23 protein-coding genes and 3 pseudogenes are annotated in these 18840 nt (G+C 68.5%); 14 read left to right on the forward strand and 12 right to left on the reverse strand.

Annotation, left to right across the window (positions count from 1 at the left end; all coding sequences use genetic code 11):
* Positions 1-3: 3 nt before the first annotated feature.
* Positions 4-423: a hypothetical protein gene (locus O7543_RS15240; RefSeq protein ID WP_348650135.1), complete on the reverse strand. Its 420-nt coding sequence runs from the start codon at positions 421-423 to the stop codon at positions 4-6.
* Between the two features lie 8 nt (positions 424-431).
* Between O7543_RS15240 and O7543_RS15245 the strand changes: the two genes are divergently transcribed.
* The 4 genes and pseudogenes from O7543_RS15245 to O7543_RS15260 all read left to right on the forward strand — a co-directional run bounded on the left by O7543_RS15245 (position 432) and on the right by O7543_RS15260 (position 2122).
* The gene (locus tag O7543_RS15245; RefSeq protein WP_281553210.1) at positions 432-599 is read left to right on the forward strand and encodes an NmrA family NAD(P)-binding protein; all 168 of its coding nucleotides are present in this window, start codon (positions 432-434) and stop codon (positions 597-599) included.
* A 64-nt stretch (positions 600-663) separates the two neighbouring features.
* Positions 664-915 (forward strand): annotated as a pseudogene (locus O7543_RS15250) (NmrA/HSCARG family protein); the annotation flags it as partial.
* A gap of 88 nt (positions 916-1003) precedes the next feature.
* Positions 1004-1378, forward strand: a complete 375-nt coding sequence (locus O7543_RS15255; protein WP_281555828.1) for a hypothetical protein — start codon at positions 1004-1006, stop codon at positions 1376-1378.
* Between the two features lie 183 nt (positions 1379-1561).
* Positions 1562-2122 (forward strand): hypothetical protein, encoded by a 561-nt coding sequence (locus O7543_RS15260; RefSeq protein ID WP_281553209.1) that lies wholly within the window; start codon positions 1562-1564, stop codon positions 2120-2122.
* Here the strand turns inward: O7543_RS15260 and O7543_RS15265 are convergent.
* A complete protein-coding gene (locus tag O7543_RS15265) occupies positions 2078-3196 on the reverse strand; it encodes a helix-turn-helix transcriptional regulator (RefSeq protein ID WP_281553208.1) in 1119 nt (372 codons plus the stop codon). The two genes, O7543_RS15260 and O7543_RS15265, sit on opposite strands and share 45 nt — an antisense overlap.
* A 234-nt stretch (positions 3197-3430) precedes the next feature.
* Positions 3431-4337: pseudogene (locus O7543_RS15270) on the reverse strand (WYL domain-containing protein).
* Between the two features lie 154 nt (positions 4338-4491).
* On the opposite strand from O7543_RS15270, the pseudogene O7543_RS15275 reads away from it, so the two are divergent.
* Positions 4492-4931, forward strand: a pseudogene (locus tag O7543_RS15275) (alpha/beta hydrolase); the annotation flags it as partial.
* Positions 4932-4954: 23 nt separating this feature from the next.
* Positions 4955-5452 (forward strand): YcxB family protein, encoded by a 498-nt coding sequence (locus O7543_RS15280; protein WP_281553207.1) that lies wholly within the window; start codon positions 4955-4957, stop codon positions 5450-5452.
* A 52-nt stretch (positions 5453-5504) separates the two neighbouring features.
* On the opposite strand, the gene O7543_RS15285 is transcribed toward O7543_RS15280, so the two are convergent.
* Entirely contained in the window at positions 5505-6617 is a 1113-nt protein-coding gene (locus O7543_RS15285; RefSeq protein WP_281567115.1) for a WYL domain-containing protein, read from the reverse strand.
* Positions 6618-6653: 36 nt separating this feature from the next.
* Here O7543_RS15285 and O7543_RS15290 point away from each other — a divergent pair, with 36 nt between their 5' ends.
* Positions 6654-7457 (forward strand): alpha/beta hydrolase, encoded by an 804-nt coding sequence (locus tag O7543_RS15290; protein ID WP_281567116.1) that lies wholly within the window; start codon positions 6654-6656, stop codon positions 7455-7457.
* Between the two features lie 65 nt (positions 7458-7522).
* Positions 7523-8923: a DM9 repeat-containing protein gene (locus O7543_RS15295; RefSeq protein ID WP_348650010.1), complete on the forward strand. Its 1401-nt coding sequence runs from the start codon at positions 7523-7525 to the stop codon at positions 8921-8923.
* Positions 8924-8990: 67 nt separating this feature from the next.
* Here the strand turns inward: O7543_RS15295 and O7543_RS15300 are convergent, their stop codons facing one another.
* Positions 8991-9935, reverse strand: a complete 945-nt coding sequence (locus O7543_RS15300; protein WP_281553204.1) for an NAD(P)-dependent oxidoreductase — start codon at positions 9933-9935, stop codon at positions 8991-8993.
* A 70-nt stretch (positions 9936-10005) separates the two neighbouring features.
* Between O7543_RS15300 and O7543_RS15305 the strand changes: the two genes are divergently transcribed.
* Entirely contained in the window at positions 10006-10443 is a 438-nt protein-coding gene (locus O7543_RS15305; protein WP_281553203.1) for a MarR family transcriptional regulator, read from the forward strand.
* Here O7543_RS15305 and coaD read toward each other — a convergent pair.
* From coaD to O7543_RS15325, 4 genes are all read right to left on the reverse strand, one after another.
* The gene (coaD, locus tag O7543_RS15310; protein ID WP_281567117.1) at positions 10385-10882 is read right to left on the reverse strand and encodes a pantetheine-phosphate adenylyltransferase; all 498 of its coding nucleotides are present in this window, start codon (positions 10880-10882) and stop codon (positions 10385-10387) included. The two genes, O7543_RS15305 and coaD, sit on opposite strands and share 59 nt — an antisense overlap.
* A 17-nt stretch (positions 10883-10899) precedes the next feature.
* Positions 10900-11547 (reverse strand): HD domain-containing protein, encoded by a 648-nt coding sequence (locus O7543_RS15315; RefSeq protein WP_348650011.1) that lies wholly within the window; start codon positions 11545-11547, stop codon positions 10900-10902.
* A gap of 415 nt (positions 11548-11962) precedes the next feature.
* The gene (locus O7543_RS15320) at positions 11963-12406 is read right to left on the reverse strand and encodes a hypothetical protein (protein ID WP_281553201.1); all 444 of its coding nucleotides are present in this window, start codon (positions 12404-12406) and stop codon (positions 11963-11965) included.
* Positions 12407-12454: 48 nt separating this feature from the next.
* Complete coding sequence (locus O7543_RS15325) at positions 12455-13048, reverse strand: XRE family transcriptional regulator (RefSeq protein WP_281553200.1); 594 nt, start codon at positions 13046-13048, stop codon at positions 12455-12457.
* Positions 13049-13216: 168 nt separating this feature from the next.
* Between O7543_RS15325 and O7543_RS15330 the strand changes: the two genes are divergently transcribed.
* From O7543_RS15330 to O7543_RS15345, 4 genes are all read left to right on the forward strand, one after another.
* The gene (locus O7543_RS15330) at positions 13217-13462 is read left to right on the forward strand and encodes a toxin HicA (RefSeq protein ID WP_281553199.1); all 246 of its coding nucleotides are present in this window, start codon (positions 13217-13219) and stop codon (positions 13460-13462) included.
* Positions 13462-13806 (forward strand): type II toxin-antitoxin system HicB family antitoxin, encoded by a 345-nt coding sequence (locus O7543_RS15335; protein ID WP_281553198.1) that lies wholly within the window; start codon positions 13462-13464, stop codon positions 13804-13806. The genes O7543_RS15330 and O7543_RS15335 overlap by 1 nt, the downstream gene beginning before the upstream one ends.
* 90 nt (positions 13807-13896) lie before the next feature.
* Entirely contained in the window at positions 13897-14433 is a 537-nt protein-coding gene (locus O7543_RS15340) for a hypothetical protein (protein WP_281553197.1), read from the forward strand.
* Positions 14420-14920 carry a hypothetical protein gene (locus O7543_RS15345; RefSeq protein ID WP_281553196.1) on the forward strand — a complete coding sequence of 167 codons (501 nt, stop codon included), beginning with the start codon at positions 14420-14422 and terminating at the stop codon, positions 14918-14920. The genes O7543_RS15340 and O7543_RS15345 overlap by 14 nt, the downstream gene beginning before the upstream one ends.
* A 236-nt stretch (positions 14921-15156) precedes the next feature.
* Here O7543_RS15345 and O7543_RS15350 read toward each other — a convergent pair whose 3' ends face one another.
* From O7543_RS15350 to O7543_RS15360, 3 genes are all read right to left on the reverse strand, one after another.
* Positions 15157-15705: an SMI1/KNR4 family protein gene (locus tag O7543_RS15350; RefSeq protein WP_281553195.1), complete on the reverse strand. Its 549-nt coding sequence runs from the start codon at positions 15703-15705 to the stop codon at positions 15157-15159.
* Between the two features lie 52 nt (positions 15706-15757).
* The gene (locus O7543_RS15355; RefSeq protein ID WP_281553194.1) at positions 15758-16879 is read right to left on the reverse strand and encodes an XRE family transcriptional regulator; all 1122 of its coding nucleotides are present in this window, start codon (positions 16877-16879) and stop codon (positions 15758-15760) included.
* A gap of 198 nt (positions 16880-17077) precedes the next feature.
* Entirely contained in the window at positions 17078-17224 is a 147-nt protein-coding gene (locus O7543_RS15360) for a hypothetical protein (protein ID WP_281553193.1), read from the reverse strand.
* 210 nt (positions 17225-17434) lie between these two features.
* Between O7543_RS15360 and O7543_RS15365 the strand changes: the two genes are divergently transcribed.
* Positions 17435-18838: a hypothetical protein gene (locus tag O7543_RS15365; RefSeq protein ID WP_281553192.1), complete on the forward strand. Its 1404-nt coding sequence runs from the start codon at positions 17435-17437 to the stop codon at positions 18836-18838.
* The last annotated feature ends 2 nt before the right edge of the window (positions 18839-18840 follow it).

The raw sequence follows: 18840 nt of genomic DNA on the forward strand, positions 1-18840 counted from the left end.
GTGCTACGAGGTGCTACAGCCTCGCCGCCAAAGCCCGACCTCCTGCGGGCTCAGCCGTCGCTGGCCGTACGGCGGCAACCTCGCCAAGTTCGGCCAGCACCCCGACCTGCGGGCGTACCTGCTCGCAATCAGCCGTTGCGCCTCGGCCGCGCTGGCCGATTCCGTGGCCAGCGCGATCGCGTTGACGAGGGTCACCAGGTCGGCCATCGCGACGTCCGGGCGTACGGCTCCGTTGTCGACGGCCCGTCGCAGCAGCGGTTCGCCGGCCGCCACGAGCATCGCGCAGCAGGACTCGTCCTCCGGTGGCTCCTGCAGCAGCGAGGCGACCAGGCCACGGGTGGTCGCGTTGTACGCCGCCAGCTCGCACAGCCAGGTCGTCAGCGCCTGGCCGGCGTCCGGCGGGGCACCACCCCACTCACCCAGGAGGAAGCTTGACCGTCCTTGTCATCGGCACGACCGGCAAGCAGGGCGGGGCCACCGCCCGGGCCCTGCTCGACCGGGGTGTCGCGGTGCGCGCCCTGGTCCGGGGCGACCTGGACGACCCCGCGTCGCTGCTCGCCGCCGCCACCGGGGCCGACGGGGTCTTCTCCATCCCGTAATCTGCAGGGCGACGCCGAGCTCCGCCGGGGCCGCAACGTCGTCGAGGCCGCCCGCAAGGCCGGCGTGGCACAGTTCGTCCACAGCAGCGTCGCCGGCGCTGGCGACTTTCACCGCAACCAGCCCGGCTGGGCCGAGGGTCGCTGGGAACGGCACTACTGGGAGAGCAAGGCGGCCGTCGACGAACTGGTACGCACCGGCGGCTTCGCCCGTTGGACCATCCTCAAGCCCGCGACCTTCATGGAGAACCTGATCGGCTGGTCCTACATGTTCGGCGACTGGTCCAGCGGCACCATCGTCACCGCCTTCGCCGAGGACACCCGCATCGTCTGGGTGGCGGTCGACGACATCGGCCACGCCGCGGCCACCCGCCTTCACCACGCCGGGCACCCTCGACGGTCTGGACGTGGAACTCGCCAGCGACCTGCGTACGATGACCGAGGTCGCCGCGATCCTCAGCGAGGTCACCGGTCGGACCGTCACCACCCCGGTCCTCACCCCGGAGGAAGCGGTGGAACGCGGGCTGCCGCCGTTCGCGGTCAACGCCGCCGAGCAGATCAACGAGAACGGCTCCCCCGCGTGTCCGGAGATCGCCCAGGCGCTCGGCCTGCCCACCACCGACCTGCGCACCTGGGCCCGACGGACGTTCTCCCGACCCGCGCTTGTGGAGGTTCGTCACCTCGATGATGCCCATGGGGACCAGCGTGGCCCGCCGCCGGGGTTGCCGGATCGCCCAGCCGGCACCGAGGTCGGTCGATCCGCGCATCAACCAACCGGTTGACCCCGCAGCCCGGCCGCTGCTGCGCTCCGGCGGCGGGGTCGCTGTCATCACCAACGGTAGGCCGCTGTGGTTCAGCTCGGACCAGGCCGGGTCCGGTTTCACCGGACCCCCTTCGGGCCGTGGCCGGCGCAATACGACGTTCGTCCCGTTGGCCGGCGCGCCGTCCGTCCCTAAGGTGCGACCATGGTCAAGTTCCGGTCCCGCCTCGCCTTCATAGCCGCCCTCTCGACGATCGCCCTGGCCGGGTGCGCCGATTCGGGCTCCCTCACCGAGCCCGACGATACGACCGCCAGTCGCGACGACGGGACCGCTGCGGCTGCCGACACGCAACCGGGGTCCGACACCCCGCCCGGCGACGGCTACGAGCGATCAGACGAAGGCACCGGGACGGTCACCATCGCCGGCACCACCCACGAGGACTTCGAGGGCGAGTGCGAGTTCACCAGGAGTTTCGGTGCGCAGCCCGTCCCGGATCCGTTCGCCGAGGACGTCCGGCTCATCCTCGGCGTCGACAACTTCGACTCCGGCGACCCCGACGCCCAGTCGTTCACCGCCATCTCAAATCGGTCGTTCCGGCACGTCAACAGCGAAAGCGGCTTCAAGAGCACCTTCGACTCGATCGACGTCACCGGGCCGGTCACCGAGGGCACGAGTGCGGACATCGCACTGGTGCGGCTGGTGGGCTCGACCAGCGCCGGCTCATCGGTCGAGATGGAGATCGTCTGCGTTCTCGACAAGCCGTGACTCCTGGAAACCATCCGGCCCGCCCGTCAGCCGGGATCCGAGCAGCGCCGCAACCAGAGCCGCCCGGGACTGCACGCCGGCAACGCGGAACGTCGCCTCCAGGTGCTTGCGCACCGTGGAGGCGGTGATGCCCAGCGCCCTGCCGATCTGCGCGTTGGTCGCGCCGGCGATGACCAGCCGGGCGATCTCGGCCTGCCTGCCGGTCAGGCCCAACTCCTGGCAGCGGCGGCGCCGCACGGCGTCCCGGTCGCGGAACATCAGCGAGTACGGGCCGACTGCCGTCGTGGCGACCATCGCCTCGACCGGGCAATCGGCGGCACCGAGCTGGATCGGTCTCGTCATCCTGCCGACCTGCCAGCGCGACCCGATGGTCTCGCGGAGCCGCCGCCAGAACGACGTCGAGGTGAGGTCGGCTCCAACGCGCAGGTCGAGCCCGAGCCGGTCACCGATCGCCACTGCCTCCACGCTCGTGGTCAGCACCGTGCCGCCCTCGGCGAGCCGGACCCCGGTCCAACCGTCCGCTGTCAGGAGGAGGTCGTTGGCGCGGGCCCGTCCCGACCCGCTGACCAGCCGGTGCAGGTTGATCAGGTGCGGACGCAGGTCGCCGAGGACCTGATGCTCGTCAGCGCTGAACGGAGTGCCGTCGCGGTTGACCGTGAAGGCGGTCACCAACCCGGGCTGGTTGAGGACGCCCAGTGCGACCTGACTCTCGACGCCGTTCACGGCGTAGAACTCCCGGAAGAGCTCGGTCTGGCGGAATGTGTCGTCCGGGTCGACGTCCGCCCAGGACACCACCGAGCCGTCGCCGCTAGACATGTGGGCGATCAACGGGTTCTCTAGCGCGAGGCGGCCGAGCAGTGCGGCGTGCCGCTCGAACCATTCGACGCCCGGGTACGGCCACAGGTATCCGGACACCATCTTGGTCCTGAGGTTGACCTCCGTGTACGACGTACTGACACAGGGCACGAGGCGGAACAGTTCGCGACAGCCGGCCTCCGCGAACTCACCAAGGTCGCGGGTCCGGCTGATCGCCTCGACCATCGTCAGGATGGCACCCGACCCGGGGGTGGTCATCGCCGTACCACCGGCACCCGGTCGGTGTCGGAGAGGCGCGACGGTAGGAGGCAACCAACGATGCTCACCCGCACAGTGTGCCCGCCCCTCGCACCTAACGCTCAGTAGCGGTAGTGACGATTGACAGCGCCCAGCACGATGACCCGGCGCTCTCCTACCTGCATGACAGATCTGTCCAGAATCGGGAGTAATGCAGGATGCGCCGCCGCAAGTCACTCCTCGTCACGGTATTCGCTAATCTGTCCGGCGCTGGTTCGGTCGTCCGTCCAGCGGCGGCGGGTCCGGCGCGGGCGAGAGAGCCGCGCTGAAGCGGGCCGCGACCGTGGCGACGGCCGCCCGCAGCTCGGGGCCTTCTTCCACAGTAAAGTCGAACGGAACGGCAGCCAGCCACTCCTGGGCGTACATCGCGGGGTTCCGGGTGCTGCCGACCAGAACGCACCGGTCGCCGGCCGGAGTGAGGCGGCCCATTGGTGGCCGGATCCACGGTGCGACCCGCTCGTGCGGCGCGTGGAACACGACCCGGGTGCGGTACTGCCAGCCGGCGCCGAGATGGACCTCCAGCGCGGCGACCGGGTCCAGGTCGTCGGGCGGGGTGAAGCCGTGCGGCAGCTGCCGCACGGCCCGGACCCGGTCGATCCGGTACGTGCGTACCGCGTCGGCGCGGTGCGAGTGGCACAGCAGGTACCAGCGCCTGTGCCGCACCACGACCGCCCACGGGTCGACCTCGGCGTCCCACTGCTCGCCGCTGCCGCCCCGGTAGGTGATCAGGACGCGGCACCGCTCGGCGACGGCGGTGACCAGGGCGTTCGTGGTGGTCGGGTCCGTACGGGCCGAATGCCGGTCGGGGGCGGCCGAGGCGTACCCCCGCAGGGCCGCCGCCTGCCGTCCGATGTTGTCGGGCAGCGCCCGGATGACCTTGCTGAGTGCCGCGCCGATCGGGTCGTCGGGGTCGATCGCGGCGGGCTGCCCGTCGAGTACGGCCATGACCAGGCCGAGGGCCTGTTCCTGGGTGAAGACCACCGGCGGCAGCCGGGTGCCCCGGCCGAGCCGGTAGCCGCCGTACGGGCCGCGCACCGATTCGACCGGGATGCCGGCCTCCCGGAAGGATGCCGATGTAGCGTCGCGCGGCCCGCTCGGTCACGCCCAGGGCGGCGGCGAGCTGGTCGGCGGTGGTGCCGGGGCGTTCCCGCAGGATTTCGAGCGTCCGGACGGCGCGGGCGGTCGGCTCGGTCCGGTGCGCACGACGCAGACAGTACCGGAAGTAGAACGTCCGGAATCGCCGTTAGGTTGAGCCCATGACCGCAGAACAGATCGTGCTCATCGGTGGCTTGTGGCTCGACGGGTCGGCGTGGACCGACGTCGCCGCCGAGTTGGAGAAGATGGACCGGCGTCGGGTGCCGGTGACCCTGCCGGGTCAGGCGACGGGAACACGTCGGCGACGCTCGCCGACCAGTTGGCCGCGGTGCTCGCGGCCGTGGACGCGGGACCGGGCAGGTCGGTGGTGGTGGGGCATTCGGCGGCCTGCACCCTGGTCTGGATGGCGGCCGACGCCCGGCCCGAGCGGGTGGCGAAGGTCGTGCTGATCGGTGGCGTCCCGGCGGTCGACGGAGACACGTACGCAGACTTCTTCGAGGTCGACGCCGGTGTCGTGCCGTTTCCGGGCTGGGAGCCGTTCGACGGCGCGGACGCGGCCGACCTGGACGAGCAGGCCCGGCGGGACTTCGCGGCGGCGGCGGGTGTGGGCACTATCGTGCTGGCGTGCGCATCCGTTTCGACGTCCCCGCCGATCCCGACTACCCGGGTAAGGCGGCCGCCGCGCTCAGCCGGGTGCGGCTGGCCAAGTACGGCTACATCGGCGCGGTCCTGGCGGCGACCGGGGTGGCCGCTTTCGTCGGCGGGCGGGAGTACGGCTGGGGCGAGCAGTTCTCGCTGCTGTGGATGTCGCTGGTCACCGCCGGTGTGCTGTCGATGCTGTACGGGCCGTGGGTGCGCTCGCGGGCCCGGCGCCGGTCCGGCGAGTACGCGGTCGACGGCGGCTACGACATCACCGACGACACCATCACGATGCGCAGCGGTACGGAGTTCAGCGACATCGCCTGGGACAGGGTCAGCAAGGTGCTCGACACCCCCGGCTTCTGGATCGTGTACGTGGGCCGGATGCCGGCGACCGTGATCCCCCGTGAGTTGATGTCCGCCGACGACGTCGAGACGTTGCGGGACTTCATGGTCAACCGCGGCCTGCTCCAGACCGGGTGACGACGGGCCTCCGCTGGCGCAGGCGCTCTCAGCCGTACCGCTCGACGGGCTTTCAGCCGTACCGCTCGACGAGCCCGGTGCCGATCGCGGCCAGGTGGTCCCGCACACCGGCGGGGCCGGTCACCTCCAGCCATTCGACCTGCCAGGCGAGCTCGCCGGCGAGCGTGTACTCGCTGTAGCCACGGATCACGACCTCGACGCGGCCGTCGGCCGTGGGGCCACCCACCTCGAGCCGGTCGCCGAGCGCCATCCGGAGCGTGCCGATCCCGTCGGGCGCGCAGACCGCCTGGATCTCGACGGGCATCCGCCTGCGGTCGACCTCGTCGGCGATCTCCCGCCAGCTCTCGGCAAGGTCGAAGTCCGCGGGTCGGTGCACCGGATCGTCGTAGGGGTCGACGGACGAGACGCGGTCGATCCGGAAGGTCCGGCGGCCGGTCCCGGTGGTGGCGACGAGGTACCACCACGGATTCTTGGCGACGATGCCCAGCGGGTGGACGGTCCGCTCGCTCACGGTGCCGGTCCTGTCGACGTAGCCGAGCCGCACCTGGACGCCCCGGATCACCGCGTCCTGGAGTTCGTCGAGGAGGCGCGGCGGCGGGCGATCGGCCCGGCCCGCCCCCCATCGTTGCGGGTCGATCGCGATCGACGACGCTGCCGCCTCGGCCGGCGCCCGGAAGGGCTCCGGCAGGGCCTGGACGAGCTTGCGCAGCGCTGCTTTCACCTCCGGTGTCGCGGCCGAGGCCGGGCCGGCGACCAGGAACAGGGCGCGGGCCTCGCCTGCGGTCAACCCGGACAGGTCGGTACGGGCACCGCCGACGAGGCGCCAGCCGCCGCCCCGGCCCTGCGTCGAGTACACGGGCACCCCGGCCATGGCCAGGGCGTCGAGGTCGCGGCGGGCGGTGCGTTCGGAGACCTCCAGCTCCCGGGCGACCTCCGCCGCGGTCACCTGCTCGCGCTGTTGCAGCAGCAGGAGTACGGCCACCAGCCGGTCGGTTCGCATGCCGCCAAGATTGTCAGATAGACCGGTCATGAGGTGACCGGTTATGGTCGGCAGGATGGCGACATGAACTTTCCCGAACCCAGTCTTGTCCCCGTCAACGGTGTGAAGCTCGAAGTCTTCGAGGCTGGCCGGCAGAATGCCGGAAAGCCGATCGTGCTCTGTCACGGCTGGCCGGAGCATGCCTACTCGTGGCGTCACCAGATGCCGGCCCTCGCTGAAGCGGGCTACCACGTCATCGTCCCGAACCAGCGCGGCTACGGCAATTCGTCGCGCCCGAGCGAGGTGACCGACTACGACATCGCGCACCTGTCGGGTGATCTCGTCGCGCTGCTCGATCACTACGGGTACGACGATGCCACCTTCGTCGGCCACGACTGGGGTGCGATGGTCGTCTGGGGGCTGACCCTGCTGCATCCGGACCGCGTCAACAAGGTGATCAACCTGAGTCTGCCGTACCAGGAGCGCGGCGAGACGCCCTGGATCGAGCTGATGGAATCCGTACTCGGTGGCGACTTCTACTTCGTCCACTTCAACCGGCAGCCGGGTGTCGCGGACGCCGTGTTCGACGAGAACACCTACCAGTTCCTGCGCAACCTGTACCGGAAGAACCTGCCCCTGATGGAGCCTCGGCCGGGCATGGCGTTCATCGAGCTGGCCAGGGCGGCAGCACCACTCGGTGAGCCGGTGATGAGCGACAGCGAACTGGCCGTCTTCGTCGCCGCGTTCGAGTCGACCGGGTTCACCGGCAGCATCAACTGGTACCGCAACCTCGACCGCAACTGGCATCTGCTGGCGGACGTCGACCCGATCATCCGACAGCCCACCCTCATGATCTACGGCGACCGGGACACGATCGCCAAGTCCGCCAGGCTGGCGGAGTTCGTGCCCAATGTGGACGTGGTCACCCTGGACTGCGGGCACTGGATCCAGCAGGAGAAGCCGGAAGAGACGACCCGGACGATCCTGACCTGGCTTGAACAGCAGGACGCCACCCGGGACAGGTAGACCCTGACGGCGTCCTGACGACCCAGGGTGGCCGTCGGCCCGAGGAGCTGAACTATCCTTCATGGATGGAAGAGCCCGAAAGCGGATACCGTTGGGAGACCGCCAGCGCAGGACAGATCCCGGCCGGCGCGGCACCCCACGGCTACGAGGAGAACGGCGCGCTGCTCTGGGTGTGCCGCGCCGAGCTGCACGGGGGTATGCACCCGGGCCGGGTCCGTCCTGATCTTGGTGCCGCCCTTATCGCCTGGGGCGGCGCGGAGGTCAGCGTCGACGAGTACGAAGTGCTGATGGATCGCGGCGTCTGGGGCATCGGGTCAGACGGCGCAGTGCCGTCGGACGCGACGCCGGTGGGCCGGGAGCACAGCGGCGAACCGCTCTACGTCGCCCGTGCCGCGGTCGCGCCCGGCGCGCTGCACGTCGGCAAGGTGCGGCCCGCTTTCGGCGCGGCCAACATCGGGTACGGCAAGAACGAACGCACGGTCGCGACGTACGAGGTGCTGCTGGACCCGCAGCCGGCTCCTGCCGCACATGTCGACGACCGCACCGGCGTCCAGATGGAGCCCACCTACGCCGACTTCGGCACCGACCCGGCGCGCACCGGCAACGTGACCATCACCGGCATCGACCGGTCGTGGAACGCCGACGGTCACCTGGCCATCAATGCATGCGGCTCGGTCGAGCTGGAGTTCGACGTACCCGATCCGGGCGTCGTCGGCGAGGCATGCGTCGCCGTCGTGGCGCTCGCGTCGATGCTCTCCGGCTCGCCCGGACACGCCCCGCTGACCGTTCGCCTCAACGGCAGGCCACTGGCCGACCGGCTGCGGATCCCGAACGGTGGCGGGCTGCCGCAGCGGCTGATCTTCGCGGTCTCGGCCGAGGATCTGCTGGCCGGCCGCAATACGCTGCGGGTGGAAAGCGGTGGCGACGCCAAGAGCATGCTGTGGCTGTACCGGGTGACGATCGACCCGATGCACGCACATGACCAGGCCAGGTCGGCGCTCGAAAGCCAGCTGATCGCAGATCCGGTGCTGAGGTACGCCACCAGCCGGGGTGAGGTCACTCTCTTCATCGACCGGGGCGAGCATTGCCTGCTCGAGCACGTGGCCTGGGCGGACGAGTCCGGCGCCGAGTACGCCGTCACCTTCGAGGCCCAGCAAGCCGCCTTCTACGGCTGGTGTCGCCGGCCGGGCAAGCGACCGAAGGAGTTCCGGGGCCAGCTCATCGAACGTAGTCCCGCCACCAGGGATACCTCGCGATACGTGGCCCAGGAAGGCTGGGGTGGTGGCTGGTATCCCTCGCACGACCTCCTGCTCGCGGTGGGGGTGGGTGGTCGCCCGCTCACCCGGTTGGCCTGGCGCGACAACCGGGGCGGAAACGGCACGATCGCCTTCCGTGACGACACCTTCCTGGGGACCCACCAGCGGGTCGGAGAGGGCCCTGTCGGCTACCGGGGCCGAATGAGGTAGGAGCATCGCTGCCGGGCATCCCGGCCAGGCCGGACCACACCCCCTCACCCACACAGTCGGCCGGGAGCTACCGCTGGTTTCCCGCGCGCAGCCAGGCGATGTAGTCAGCGGCAGCCGCGGCGGTGTCGTACTGGGGGTTGAATCCGGTGTCCTCGCGCAGGCGGGTGATGTCGAGCCAGCTCACCGGGCGGCCTCCGCCCGAGGCAAGTTCGCACTGGAAGCCGGGCTCGACAGAGGCGATCGCGGTGACGACGTCGGCGTTGCTTGTGGCGCGACCAGAGGCGACGTTGTACGTGGAGTTGGTCAGCTTCTCGGCGAGCTGCAGCAGCGCGAGTGCGCGACCGGTGTCCTTGACGTAGAGCAGGTCGAGAGCGTCTTCGGCGTGCGGCGGTGCGAGGAGTCCGGACAGGTCGGGTTCGCTGCGCCGGGCTGCGGCATGAGCCAGGGAGGGCGCGGCGAAGAACGGGTCGGGCAGGTGTCCGCCGGGACCCCAGGTGCCGCAGATGCGGGCGTTGATGATGTCCACGTCGGTCACGTCTGAGAGGTGGCCGGCGAGGAGTTCGGTGATCTTCTTGAACGTCGGGATGGCGTGGACGTGCCCCAAGGGGATCGGCACGTCCTCGGTGAGCGCACCTTCAGAGGTGAAGCCGTAGACGCCGATGGTGCTGGCGGTGACGACGCGGCGCACACCCCAGGTCTGCGCGACGCGGACGATGTTGAGGAACGCCTCCAGGGCTCCTCCCGTCGCTCCGATCGGGTCGACGTCGGTCGCCGGCCAGGGCAGGGCGAGGGCGAGGTGCACGATTCCGGTGATCGGGTACCGCCGGCCGACGGCGAGCAGCGCGTCGAGGTCGGCGACGTCGGCCTGGACGACGTGGATGGGCAGGTCCGCCAGGTGTGGGGGGATTTGGGGGGTGCGGCGCTGGAGCAGGACGCACTCCTCGCCGGCCTCGGCGAGGGCGCGGACGGTGTGGGAGCCGATGAACCCGACCCCTCCGGTAACGATGATCATGACAAGCCTTTCGCAGTAAGTCTGATCGTCAGCGGTACTGACGATCAGACTATGCCCTAAGATGGGAGCCGTGTCCACCGAGCCGAGCGCCACCGCTGACCCGCACGAGGTCCTGGGGTACCTCCTCAAGCACGCGGCCCTGAAGCTCACCGCGTTGACCGACGCAGCGCTCGAGCCACTGGGGATCGACAGCAAGGACTTCGGAGCGCTCCGGGTCCTGGCCCACCGGGAACCGACCTCGCAGCTGCAGGTGGCGCAGACCCTCGGTATCGACCGCACCACGATGGTCGCCTTGCTGGATGTACTTGAGCGCAAGGGCATCATCACGCGACGACCGGACCCCACGGACCGGCGCAGGAACGTCGTTGAGCTCACCGAACAGGGGTTGCAGACCTACGACGCGGCACAGGTGGCGTACGGGAAGGCCGAGAGCGCGTTCCTGGCCGGGATCAGTCCGAGTGCGACAAGTCAGCTTCGCCGGACACTGCGGACCCTCGTGGAGAACTGACCCGACCCCCAGCGTCGTACGACGCACGGGCCGACTTCGCCGCATGCTGTGCTCGTGCGACGGTGGACGAGATGGCGGCCAGCTGCGGACGGGTCGGCAACCAGACGGTCCGGACACCGAGCCGCTCGTTCATCGCGGCGAGCTGGTGCTCGTAGTGGACGTCTGCAGCCGTACGCACGCCACGGACGATGACCGTGGCACCACGGCGCAGGCAGTAGGTGGCGGTCAGGCCGGCCCACGCGTCGACCTCGACGTTGCCCCAGTCCGCCGGGAGGGCGTCGCGCACGCGTACCGCCCTGGCCGTGGCCTCGGCGGTCGGTTGCTTGTCGGCGTTCACCGCCAGCAGCACGATGATCCGGTCGAACATCACCCGGGCACGGGCCACCAGGTCGCCGTGCCCCGGGGTGAACGGGTCGAACGTACCGGGATAGACCGCCAACGAACCGCGCACCGACGTCAGCCGTCCGTGATGGGGTAGCTGTTCTGGAAGGCGAGCCGCTGGTCAGCGTCCGCCGCGATGCCGTCAAGGTGATCGTCGAGGTTGACGAAGGCCTGCCAGGGTTCCTGCCCGGAGGCGGCAGCGAGACGGTCGACGACGAGTTGTTCGAGGTCGACGACCCGTTTGGCTTTCCAGATCTTGTCGGCGAGGCTGACGAGCAGGTCTTCGCACTCGATGCCGGGCGACTGCCAACTGGCGTGCGTCGCGGCGAAGCGTGCCAGGTACGGATCGATGCCGGCGTCGAGCAGAAGCTGTTGACCGGCCGGCTCGTGCCCCGAACCCGGCCCGGAGAGCTCCGCCACGTGAACGGTCTTGCCGATGTCGTGGGTGGCTGCGCCGAAGAGTACGGCGTCGCGGTCGACGGTCAGGGTCGGGTAGTGAACGGTCAGCCAGTCCGTGAGCTGGGCGGCGACGTCGTGTACGGCGCGCAGATGCGCGGCCAGCCGCGGCGGCGCGTCGAGCCTGAGCAGAAGGTCACCGACCGGAGCCGGCAGCGGCCGCAGCGGCCGCAGCGGCGGATCATCCAGGGCATGGCGCAGCGTCAACGGCATATCTGCTCCATGGCGCTCGGCTGTTGGGTCCCGGCGAACAATCGTAGGGCGCAATCAACTGACCACGTGCCGCCGGTAGCGCGCAGCCCGCTGATCGGTCCGCCAGCACCAGGGGCGTTCGGGCAGTTCGACCTTGCGTCGTACGTTGGCCGGGCATCTGGTGTCCGAGGGGTACCGGACAACCTGGACCGATCGGGTGGTCCTGATCCCTGAGGGTGAAACCGGCTGACCGCGTGGATGCCCGCAAACCTGCGCCTGACCTGGGCGGAGGCCGCGGAGCCGGAAACGATCGAGGCCCAACTTTGTCCGGAGCGTGCACCCGCCGCTCAACGTTCGCGGAGTCGAGGCCGGGCACCTCCAGGCGGCTGTGGTCGCAGCCCGGAGCTCGTACAACTCCAGCAGCCGCTTCGGATGCTCCGTCGAGGTGACGCCTACGCACGTCAAAATTGCCCCGTGAGGTGTCCGAGCGTCACCTCGATGCACGTCGGCCGTCAGCCGCGCTTCGATGGGCATCTGATGCGGGGGTGGGCAGATCGTCGAGGGTCACGGTGCCGTGCAGCAGCTCGACGACTCGGTCGGCGCTGATCACGCCCCGCCGGTAGGCGCGCATCGCCGCCTGCGCGTACGCCGGGGCGAGCGCCGGCGACCGAAGCTCCTGCGCGAACCGCGCGCCACGTACCTCGATGTAGTCGCCGACGGTCGGCCGCTGCGCCTGCAACAGGTCGCGCTCGGCCCGGGATATCAGTTCCAAGGTGTACGCGTGGGAAACAACCGCCGACCAGTTCACCCGATACTCGGCCGACAGGACGAACAGTCGTTGACGGGGGTAGTCCCACTCGCCCGACAGCTCGGCCCAGCGGGACCTGACTGACGGCCCGGGCATCAGGAAGTGGATCGCGAAGGCGTCGATCAACGCTTCCCGCTCGGACCGGCCGGAGCCGCCACTGACGTCCGCCGCGTACTAGTCGGCGAGCAGGTGGTGACCGAGCTCGTGCGCGAGATTCACCCGCCGCTGACCGGCGATCGCGGCACCGTTGACCAGCGCCACGCCCACTTGACCGGTCCGCAGATAGCCGCCGTCGATCACCCCCGGACCCAGGTCGAGCGAGAACGCGAGCAGGCCCAGCCGCTCGACCATCGCCTGCAGGTCGACCAAGGGGCCGTCTCCGCAGCCGAGCAAGGCGCGCGCTTCGGCCGCGCCGGCTTCCGCTTCGGCGAGTGTGGTGACGCCCGATTGCAGGCCTGTGGCCGCCATCGTCAGTGCTCCGACGTCGGACAGCAGCTCGACGTCGCGGCTCACGCGGTCCAGCGCGTCTTCCAGTCGCTGCACGCCATGGTCGGCCGAGATCCCGGCCCGCCTGCTGACGAGGGTCTCCGCCGGGACGGTGAGAAACCACTCGACGGTACGGCCGAGCAGCTCGGCGATCCGCGACAGCTCGAGCGCGTCCAGTTGACGCTGGCCGAGCTCGACACGGGTCAACGCCGAGCGGTGGATGCCGAGTCGTTCGGACAGCTCACGCTGGCTGAACCCGGCCAGCTCGCGGGCGGCTGCCACCCGGCCACCCACCGCTGTCCAGCTTCGCAGCCGTGCACGCATCACAGCCCCACTCCCGCCTCAATGGTGCGAAAATCGCACTACTGAAGGATAGATCGGCAAGATCTGGTACGCCTTGCATACCTCGACAGGTTGCAGGTGTAGTACCACCAGCGGTACCATCGACCCATGCCGTCCGTAGAGAAGCTCGTTGAAGCGATGCGAAGAAGCCAGCAGAACATCGCCTACAACGACCTCTACCGGGTGTGCGAGCACTACTTCGGGAAGCCGCGACAAGACAGCAGCTCCCATGCCGTGTTCAAGATGCCCTGGCCGGGCGACCCTCGAGTCAATATCCAAAACGACAAAGGAAAGGCCAAGGCGTATCAGGTGCGGCAGGTGCTCAAGGCGATCGAGAAGAAGGAGGTGCTGTGATGCAGTCCGCTGACCGGCCCAAGGTGTCTCACTTCACCTACCGCGTCACGTGGTCGGCCGAGGACGGCGAGTTTCTCGCTACCTGCGCCGAGTTCCCATCCCTCTCGTGGCTAGCATCCACCCAGATCAAGGCTCTCCAGGGAATCCAGGATCTACTGCGTGAAGTGCTCGCCGACATGGAGGAGCAGGGCGAGCAGGTGCCGCAGCCGTTCGCTGACCGCAGCTACTCAGGCAAGTTCAACCTCCGCGTCGGAGAGAGCCTGCACCGCGAACTGGCTATCCGCGCCGCTGAGGATGGCATGAGCCTCAACCAGTACGTCTTGCGAAAGCTCAACGCTGCCTGAACATAGAGCTACCGGCGACCAAGCCCCGCGAGATGGTCCGGCCAGAGAACCCTGTCGCGCCGCGTTACGGCGAGGGCGATGATCGGGTCCATGACCAGCTTCCCGGCGCAGGCGCGCCGCGTACGCGACAGCACGCTTGCGCCACAACGCAGGCTGTCCGCGTTGCGGGAGTGCACCCAGCACTGCGCGCCGTACGGATTCCGCGCCACCTGGCATTACCTGGTCGCCTCCGCGCGCATCCCACGCCGGCCCGACGACGACCCCGGCGCGCTCGTCCGCGCCGTCGACGAACTGCAGCGGGTACGCGACGTGGTCCTGCCCCGCGCAGCCGAGTACGCCGGCCAGCGCCGTCAGGAGAAGCTGGCTGGCCGGCGGTGCTTACGGACATCGCCGCCCTGGAACTCGTGGGGCTGGTCAGACATCGCCTACTGCCCCGACCCGGAACACCACCCGACAGCACCACTGGACACCGTCGTCCAAGCGGTCCTCGACCGCCAAGCAGCCGGCATCAACTCCGATACGCACTGCCTCGCGTGCGGCAACGAACGGCACCGACCCGGCCGCGTCTGCCCGACCTGCGGCGTCCATCCAGCCGGTCGCGCCGGACGCTGGTATGGCGCTGGCTGACATCGACGAATTGCTGCCCCGCTCGCGTTCGCCTCGGGACTACCTGGATCTCGTCGCCGATCCTCGAATCGACCAGGCGGTGTTGCATACCCTGGCGACCAGCCCGTACTCGTTCGTGCGCCAAGCGGTCGCCGAACATCCGCTCGCCGACGCACGAACCCTGTCTACCTTGCCGACAGACGACCTCGACCGATGGGATCGCAATCGCTTGCTCGCCACGACCGCCCGGCACCCGAACGCCGACCGGACAGTGCTGCTCGGCGTACTGGCGCAAACGCTGATGATGCTGCGGCTGCCGGACGTCAGGCCGTATGCCTGTGCCCTCGCCCTGGCTGAGCGTCCCGAGCTTGAACCCTTCGAGGTGTCGGCCCTCAACGATCAGCCTGGCGCCTCCCGCCGGATGCGCCGCGGTGTGCGTCGTCGTCTGGCCATGCGTCCACCAGCCCACCGATCGTTGTCGTCACCGGACTACGCCGATCGATCATGATCTGGCTCGCGCCTACTGCCGGCGCGCGTGCTCACGTGCCGGCGGGTAGCCGGGCTGGTCTGGCATCCAAATGTGTCGTCGAGGTGAGGCTGACGCACGTCAAAATCGCGAGGTGAGGTATCTGAGCCTCACCTCGATGAAGTCCCCGCCGTCTCGACACCCGTGTCCGCCGCCCGCAGTACGGGCGACGAGCTCTGTCGTCACTGATTCGGGCGATCCCATGACGTCCGCTTCTCTCAGCACTCGTCGTACTCGCTCTCGGGCCGCAGAGCCTGCAGGAAGGACACGAAGTCTGGGGCGAGCACGGTCACCTGGTAGTCCCACTCTTGATCTACATGGACCACCTGCGGCTCGCCGTCCGGGCCGCAGTCCCGGTAGTCGAACGCGATCATGTCGTGCCCAGCAGAGGGGCAGGTTGCGAAGTACACGCCGATCGGCGGATAGGCCCATTCCTCGATCCAGAACCGACTGCCGGCTTCACCTGCCAGCGAGTATCGCTTCTTCCTCCCGATCCCCATGATGCCGTCCACGGCGACGTGATCCTGCGCCCATGTGGTCCGGCTCGGCGCAGGGCAGCACGGGTCACGCGGTATCCCGCCGTTGTGCGACCTCATCAGCGTCAGGTACGACGTCGGCAGACGGAAGCCCAGTTCGGCCTGCACCGATGCGATCAGAGCGTCCGACGGCGGCGCGTCGACGTAGGTGTCAAGCGCGTACTCGCTGTCGTCCCAGAACGAGGCCACAGCAAGGCCAGGATAGGCGTGCTGGACGAATTCATGGAGCATAGTGCTCCTTGCGACCGGTGACGATTGCCGTGCTGTACCTGTCAGCTGGCCATCATGGGCTGCTGGTTCGCAGCGACGCTTCGATGGGCATCGGGTGCGGGGAGGGCAGGTCGTCGAGGGTCACGGTCCGGTGCAGCAGCTCGACGACCCGGTCCGCGCTGATCACGCCGCGCCGGTAGGCGCGCATCGCCGCCTGCGCGTACGCCGGGGCGAGCGCCGGAGACCGAAGCTCCTGCGCGAACCGCGCGCCGCGTACCTCGAGGTAGTCGCCGGCAGTCGGCCGCTGCACCTGCAGCAGCTCGAACTCGGCCCGGGAGATCAGCTCCAAGGTGTACGCGTGGGAAACGGCCGCCGACCAGCTCACCCGGTATTCGGCGGCCAGGACGATCAGCCGTTGCCGAGGGTGGTCCCACTCGCCCGACAGCTCGGCCCAGCGGGCAATGACCGACGTTCGTGGCATGAGGAAGTGGATCGCGAAGGCGTCGATCAGCGCTTCGCGGTCGGACCGGCCGGAGCCGCCACCGACGTCCGCTGTGTACTCATCGGCGAGCAGGTGGTGACCGAGCTCGTGCGCGAGATTCACCCGCCGCCGACCGGCGATCGCGGCACCGTTGACCAGCGCCACACCTGTTTGACCAACCCGCAGGTAGCCGCCGTCGATCACCCCCGGACCCAGGTCGAGCGAGAACGCGAGCAGGCCCAGCCGCTCGACCGCCGCCTGCAGGTCGACCAGGGGGCCGTCTCCGCAGCCGAGCAGGGCGCGCGCTTCGGCCGCGCCGGCTTCCGCTTCGGCGAGTGTGGTGACGCCCGATTGCAGGCCTGTGGCCGCCATCGTCAGTGCTCCGACGTCGGACAGCAGCTCGACGTCGCGGCTCACGCGGTCCAGCGCGTCTTCCAGTCGCTGCACGTCCTGGTCGGCCGAGATCCCGGCCCGCCTGCTGACGAGGGTCTCCGCCGGGGCGGTGAGAAACCATTCGACGGTACGGCCGAGCAGCTCGGCGATCCGTGCCAGCTCAAGCGCGTCCAGTTGACGCTGGCCGAGCTCGACACGGGTCAACGCCGAACGGTGTATGTCGAGTCGTTCGGCCAGCTCACGCTGGCTGAACCCGGCCAGCTCGCGGGCAGCGGCCACCCGGCCGCCCACCGCTGCCCAGCTTCGCAGCCGCGCACGCATCGGAGCTCCACTCTTCTACTACGGTGCGAAAATCACACCCCTCTATGGATACCCGGCAAGGCACCCGTGCAGGCGACGGCGTGTTCCTGTCCCACCCGTGGCCCAGTCACGTCAACCGCCTGGGCAGCTGCGCTTCTCCATCAAACAGGGCACCGCGCTGCCAGAACAGTCAAGCAGTCTGGTCTATACGCCGAGAACTCACTTCGAACTCCACGAGTCAATCGTCAGCCTCGCGCAGGGCTGCCGGCGCGGCTTGGCGAACGCTTCAAGATCGTTTAACGCGATCTTGATCGGGACCACGAGGAGATCAGACAGCTCACTCAGGTGGATGACGATCTTGCGCAAGCCGACAGGGATCCTGATCAACCTGCTAGCGACGCCGGCAGATGCAAGCCGTTGCGTAGTCGGCGGGTCAACTAACTCGGCTGAGACCAAGACCTGTCACTGGGACCAGGTGCTCGGACCTCGCAACGTTCAGCATCGACTTTCATCGCTGTTTATCGAGACCACGCATAGGGCAATGCCAGCCTGCAACGCCAGACGCAGCATACGGAGGTGGCGATCATGGATGTTCTGGGCGACGTCCTTTTCCCGGTAGCAAGCGGGCTGATCGTTGCTGCGACCGGCACCATTTTGGGGATCCTGTGGCGGAAGCGTCGGGTTCCGACCGCGTTGGTCCGATCCGTCTGGCGAGCCACATACCTCGGCAGCGTACTCCGGGAGTCGCTCCGCGTAGGCGTCTCAGAGCTCTCCGTGGTCGCACCACGGTTGTCTCCAGCCGGCCAGGAGAAGCACGTCGCGGAGATCCAGGACTCGTGGGACGAAATCAACAAACGCGGCAGGGTCCGCGTGCTGACCTTGGACTCCGACAATTGTCTGCGAGCAGGCTCTGAACTTGTCTCTCGTGGAATCGATGTCAACGTCGCCGAGCGCGGCCTAGGCGCAGAAAGCCTTAGCTACCATATTTTCTCTGGGCAAAACGGAATCGAACCGACCGCGATCGTCAACCATCACAACAAGGATCGTGACCAGCCGGCGCGAATCTCCGGCACCAGCCCGGTCCAAGTGTTCGGCGACCATTTCGAAAAAGAATGGCGCGCATCAAACTCCCTCGAAACGGTTATAGCAGAAAAGATTCTCAACCAGGCCGGAGAAGGCGGGACCCCCAATGTCGCGCAGGTCGTCCGATCACTTCAGGCCGCCCGCCACAACCTTGGCCTGAGCAACGGCGTGGTGGAGAAGGTGCTCCCGCACCTGGCCTTCCGCCACAGTGCATCCGTCATATTCGTTGTCGGACTCCCTGGAACCGGGAAATCCCATCTCCGCAAGATTATCGTCGAGATGCTCCAGCGCAGCCGGGTTCGATGCCGCTCGCTCAGCGACTACCCATACGCCTTCCAGGGCTTCATCCACGAACTACTCAAGCTTGAAGGGACGACGACTGGTGGGTTCACGCCATACCCCGGTGGCGCGTTCACCGTCGGGAGCGAAAGCGTCTTGACGCCTGCGCTGCGTGCGCTCGCCAACGTCGTACGGAACACTCTGAACGAGTCGGAGGTGACGTTGGTTGAGTTCGCACGATCGGACCTAGTTAGGGCGCTGTACGAATTCGATGACATCCGGTCGCGATCCCAGGTCCTGTACGTAACTGCGCCGGCGGAACTGCGTGCCACGCGACTGCGCCGACGTGCGGAGCCACCCGAGTCCCGCATCGACGGCGGAACGCTATCCTTGGTCCTGCCGGACAACCACCTGCTACCCAGCATCGCCGAGCAAGGGCTCTACGGCTCGGACGACTCGCACCAGCTTGCCCGTCACCTCCGGTGGCGCGGTCGCGTGCACCAGATCGACAACAGCATCGATGATGGTGGTCAGCGAGCCCAAGGTTCGTTGGATCGGTTCGTGAGCCAAATCGTGGACCAGTATCGTCCCACCGAGGTAGTCGGTTCACGCAGGTAGTT

Origin of the sequence: Solwaraspora sp. WMMA2080, from assembly GCF_027497395.1 — a bacterium.
In the GTDB taxonomy this organism is placed as follows: Bacteria; Actinomycetota; Actinomycetes; order Mycobacteriales; family Micromonosporaceae; genus Micromonospora_E.

Bases quoted from the DNA above. Each gene is read 5' to 3' on its own strand.
- O7543_RS15260 (WP_281553209.1), top strand. From the start codon at position 1,562: ATGGTCAAGTTCCGGTCCCGCCTCGCCTTCATAGCCGCCCTCTCGACG.
- O7543_RS15265 (WP_281553208.1), bottom strand. From the start codon at position 3,196: ATGACCACCCCCGGGTCGGGTGCCATCCTGACGATGGTCGAGGCGATC.
- O7543_RS15350 (WP_281553195.1), bottom strand. From the start codon at position 15,705: ATGCTCCATGAATTCGTCCAGCACGCCTATCCTGGCCTTGCTGTGGCC.
- O7543_RS15340 (WP_281553197.1), top strand. From the start codon at position 13,897: ATGACCAGCTTCCCGGCGCAGGCGCGCCGCGTACGCGACAGCACGCTT.
- O7543_RS15295 (WP_348650010.1), top strand. From the start codon at position 7,523: ATGGAAGAGCCCGAAAGCGGATACCGTTGGGAGACCGCCAGCGCAGGA.
- O7543_RS15300 (WP_281553204.1), bottom strand. From the start codon at position 9,935: ATGATCATCGTTACCGGAGGGGTCGGGTTCATCGGCTCCCACACCGTC.
- O7543_RS15330 (WP_281553199.1), top strand. From the start codon at position 13,217: ATGCCGTCCGTAGAGAAGCTCGTTGAAGCGATGCGAAGAAGCCAGCAG.
- O7543_RS15355 (WP_281553194.1), bottom strand. From the start codon at position 16,879: ATGCGTGCGCGGCTGCGAAGCTGGGCAGCGGTGGGCGGCCGGGTGGCC.
- O7543_RS15290 (WP_281567116.1), top strand. From the start codon at position 6,654: ATGCCGGCCCTCGCTGAAGCGGGCTACCACGTCATCGTCCCGAACCAG.
- O7543_RS15345 (WP_281553196.1), top strand. From the start codon at position 14,420: ATGGCGCTGGCTGACATCGACGAATTGCTGCCCCGCTCGCGTTCGCCT.
- O7543_RS15335 (WP_281553198.1), top strand. From the start codon at position 13,462: ATGCAGTCCGCTGACCGGCCCAAGGTGTCTCACTTCACCTACCGCGTC.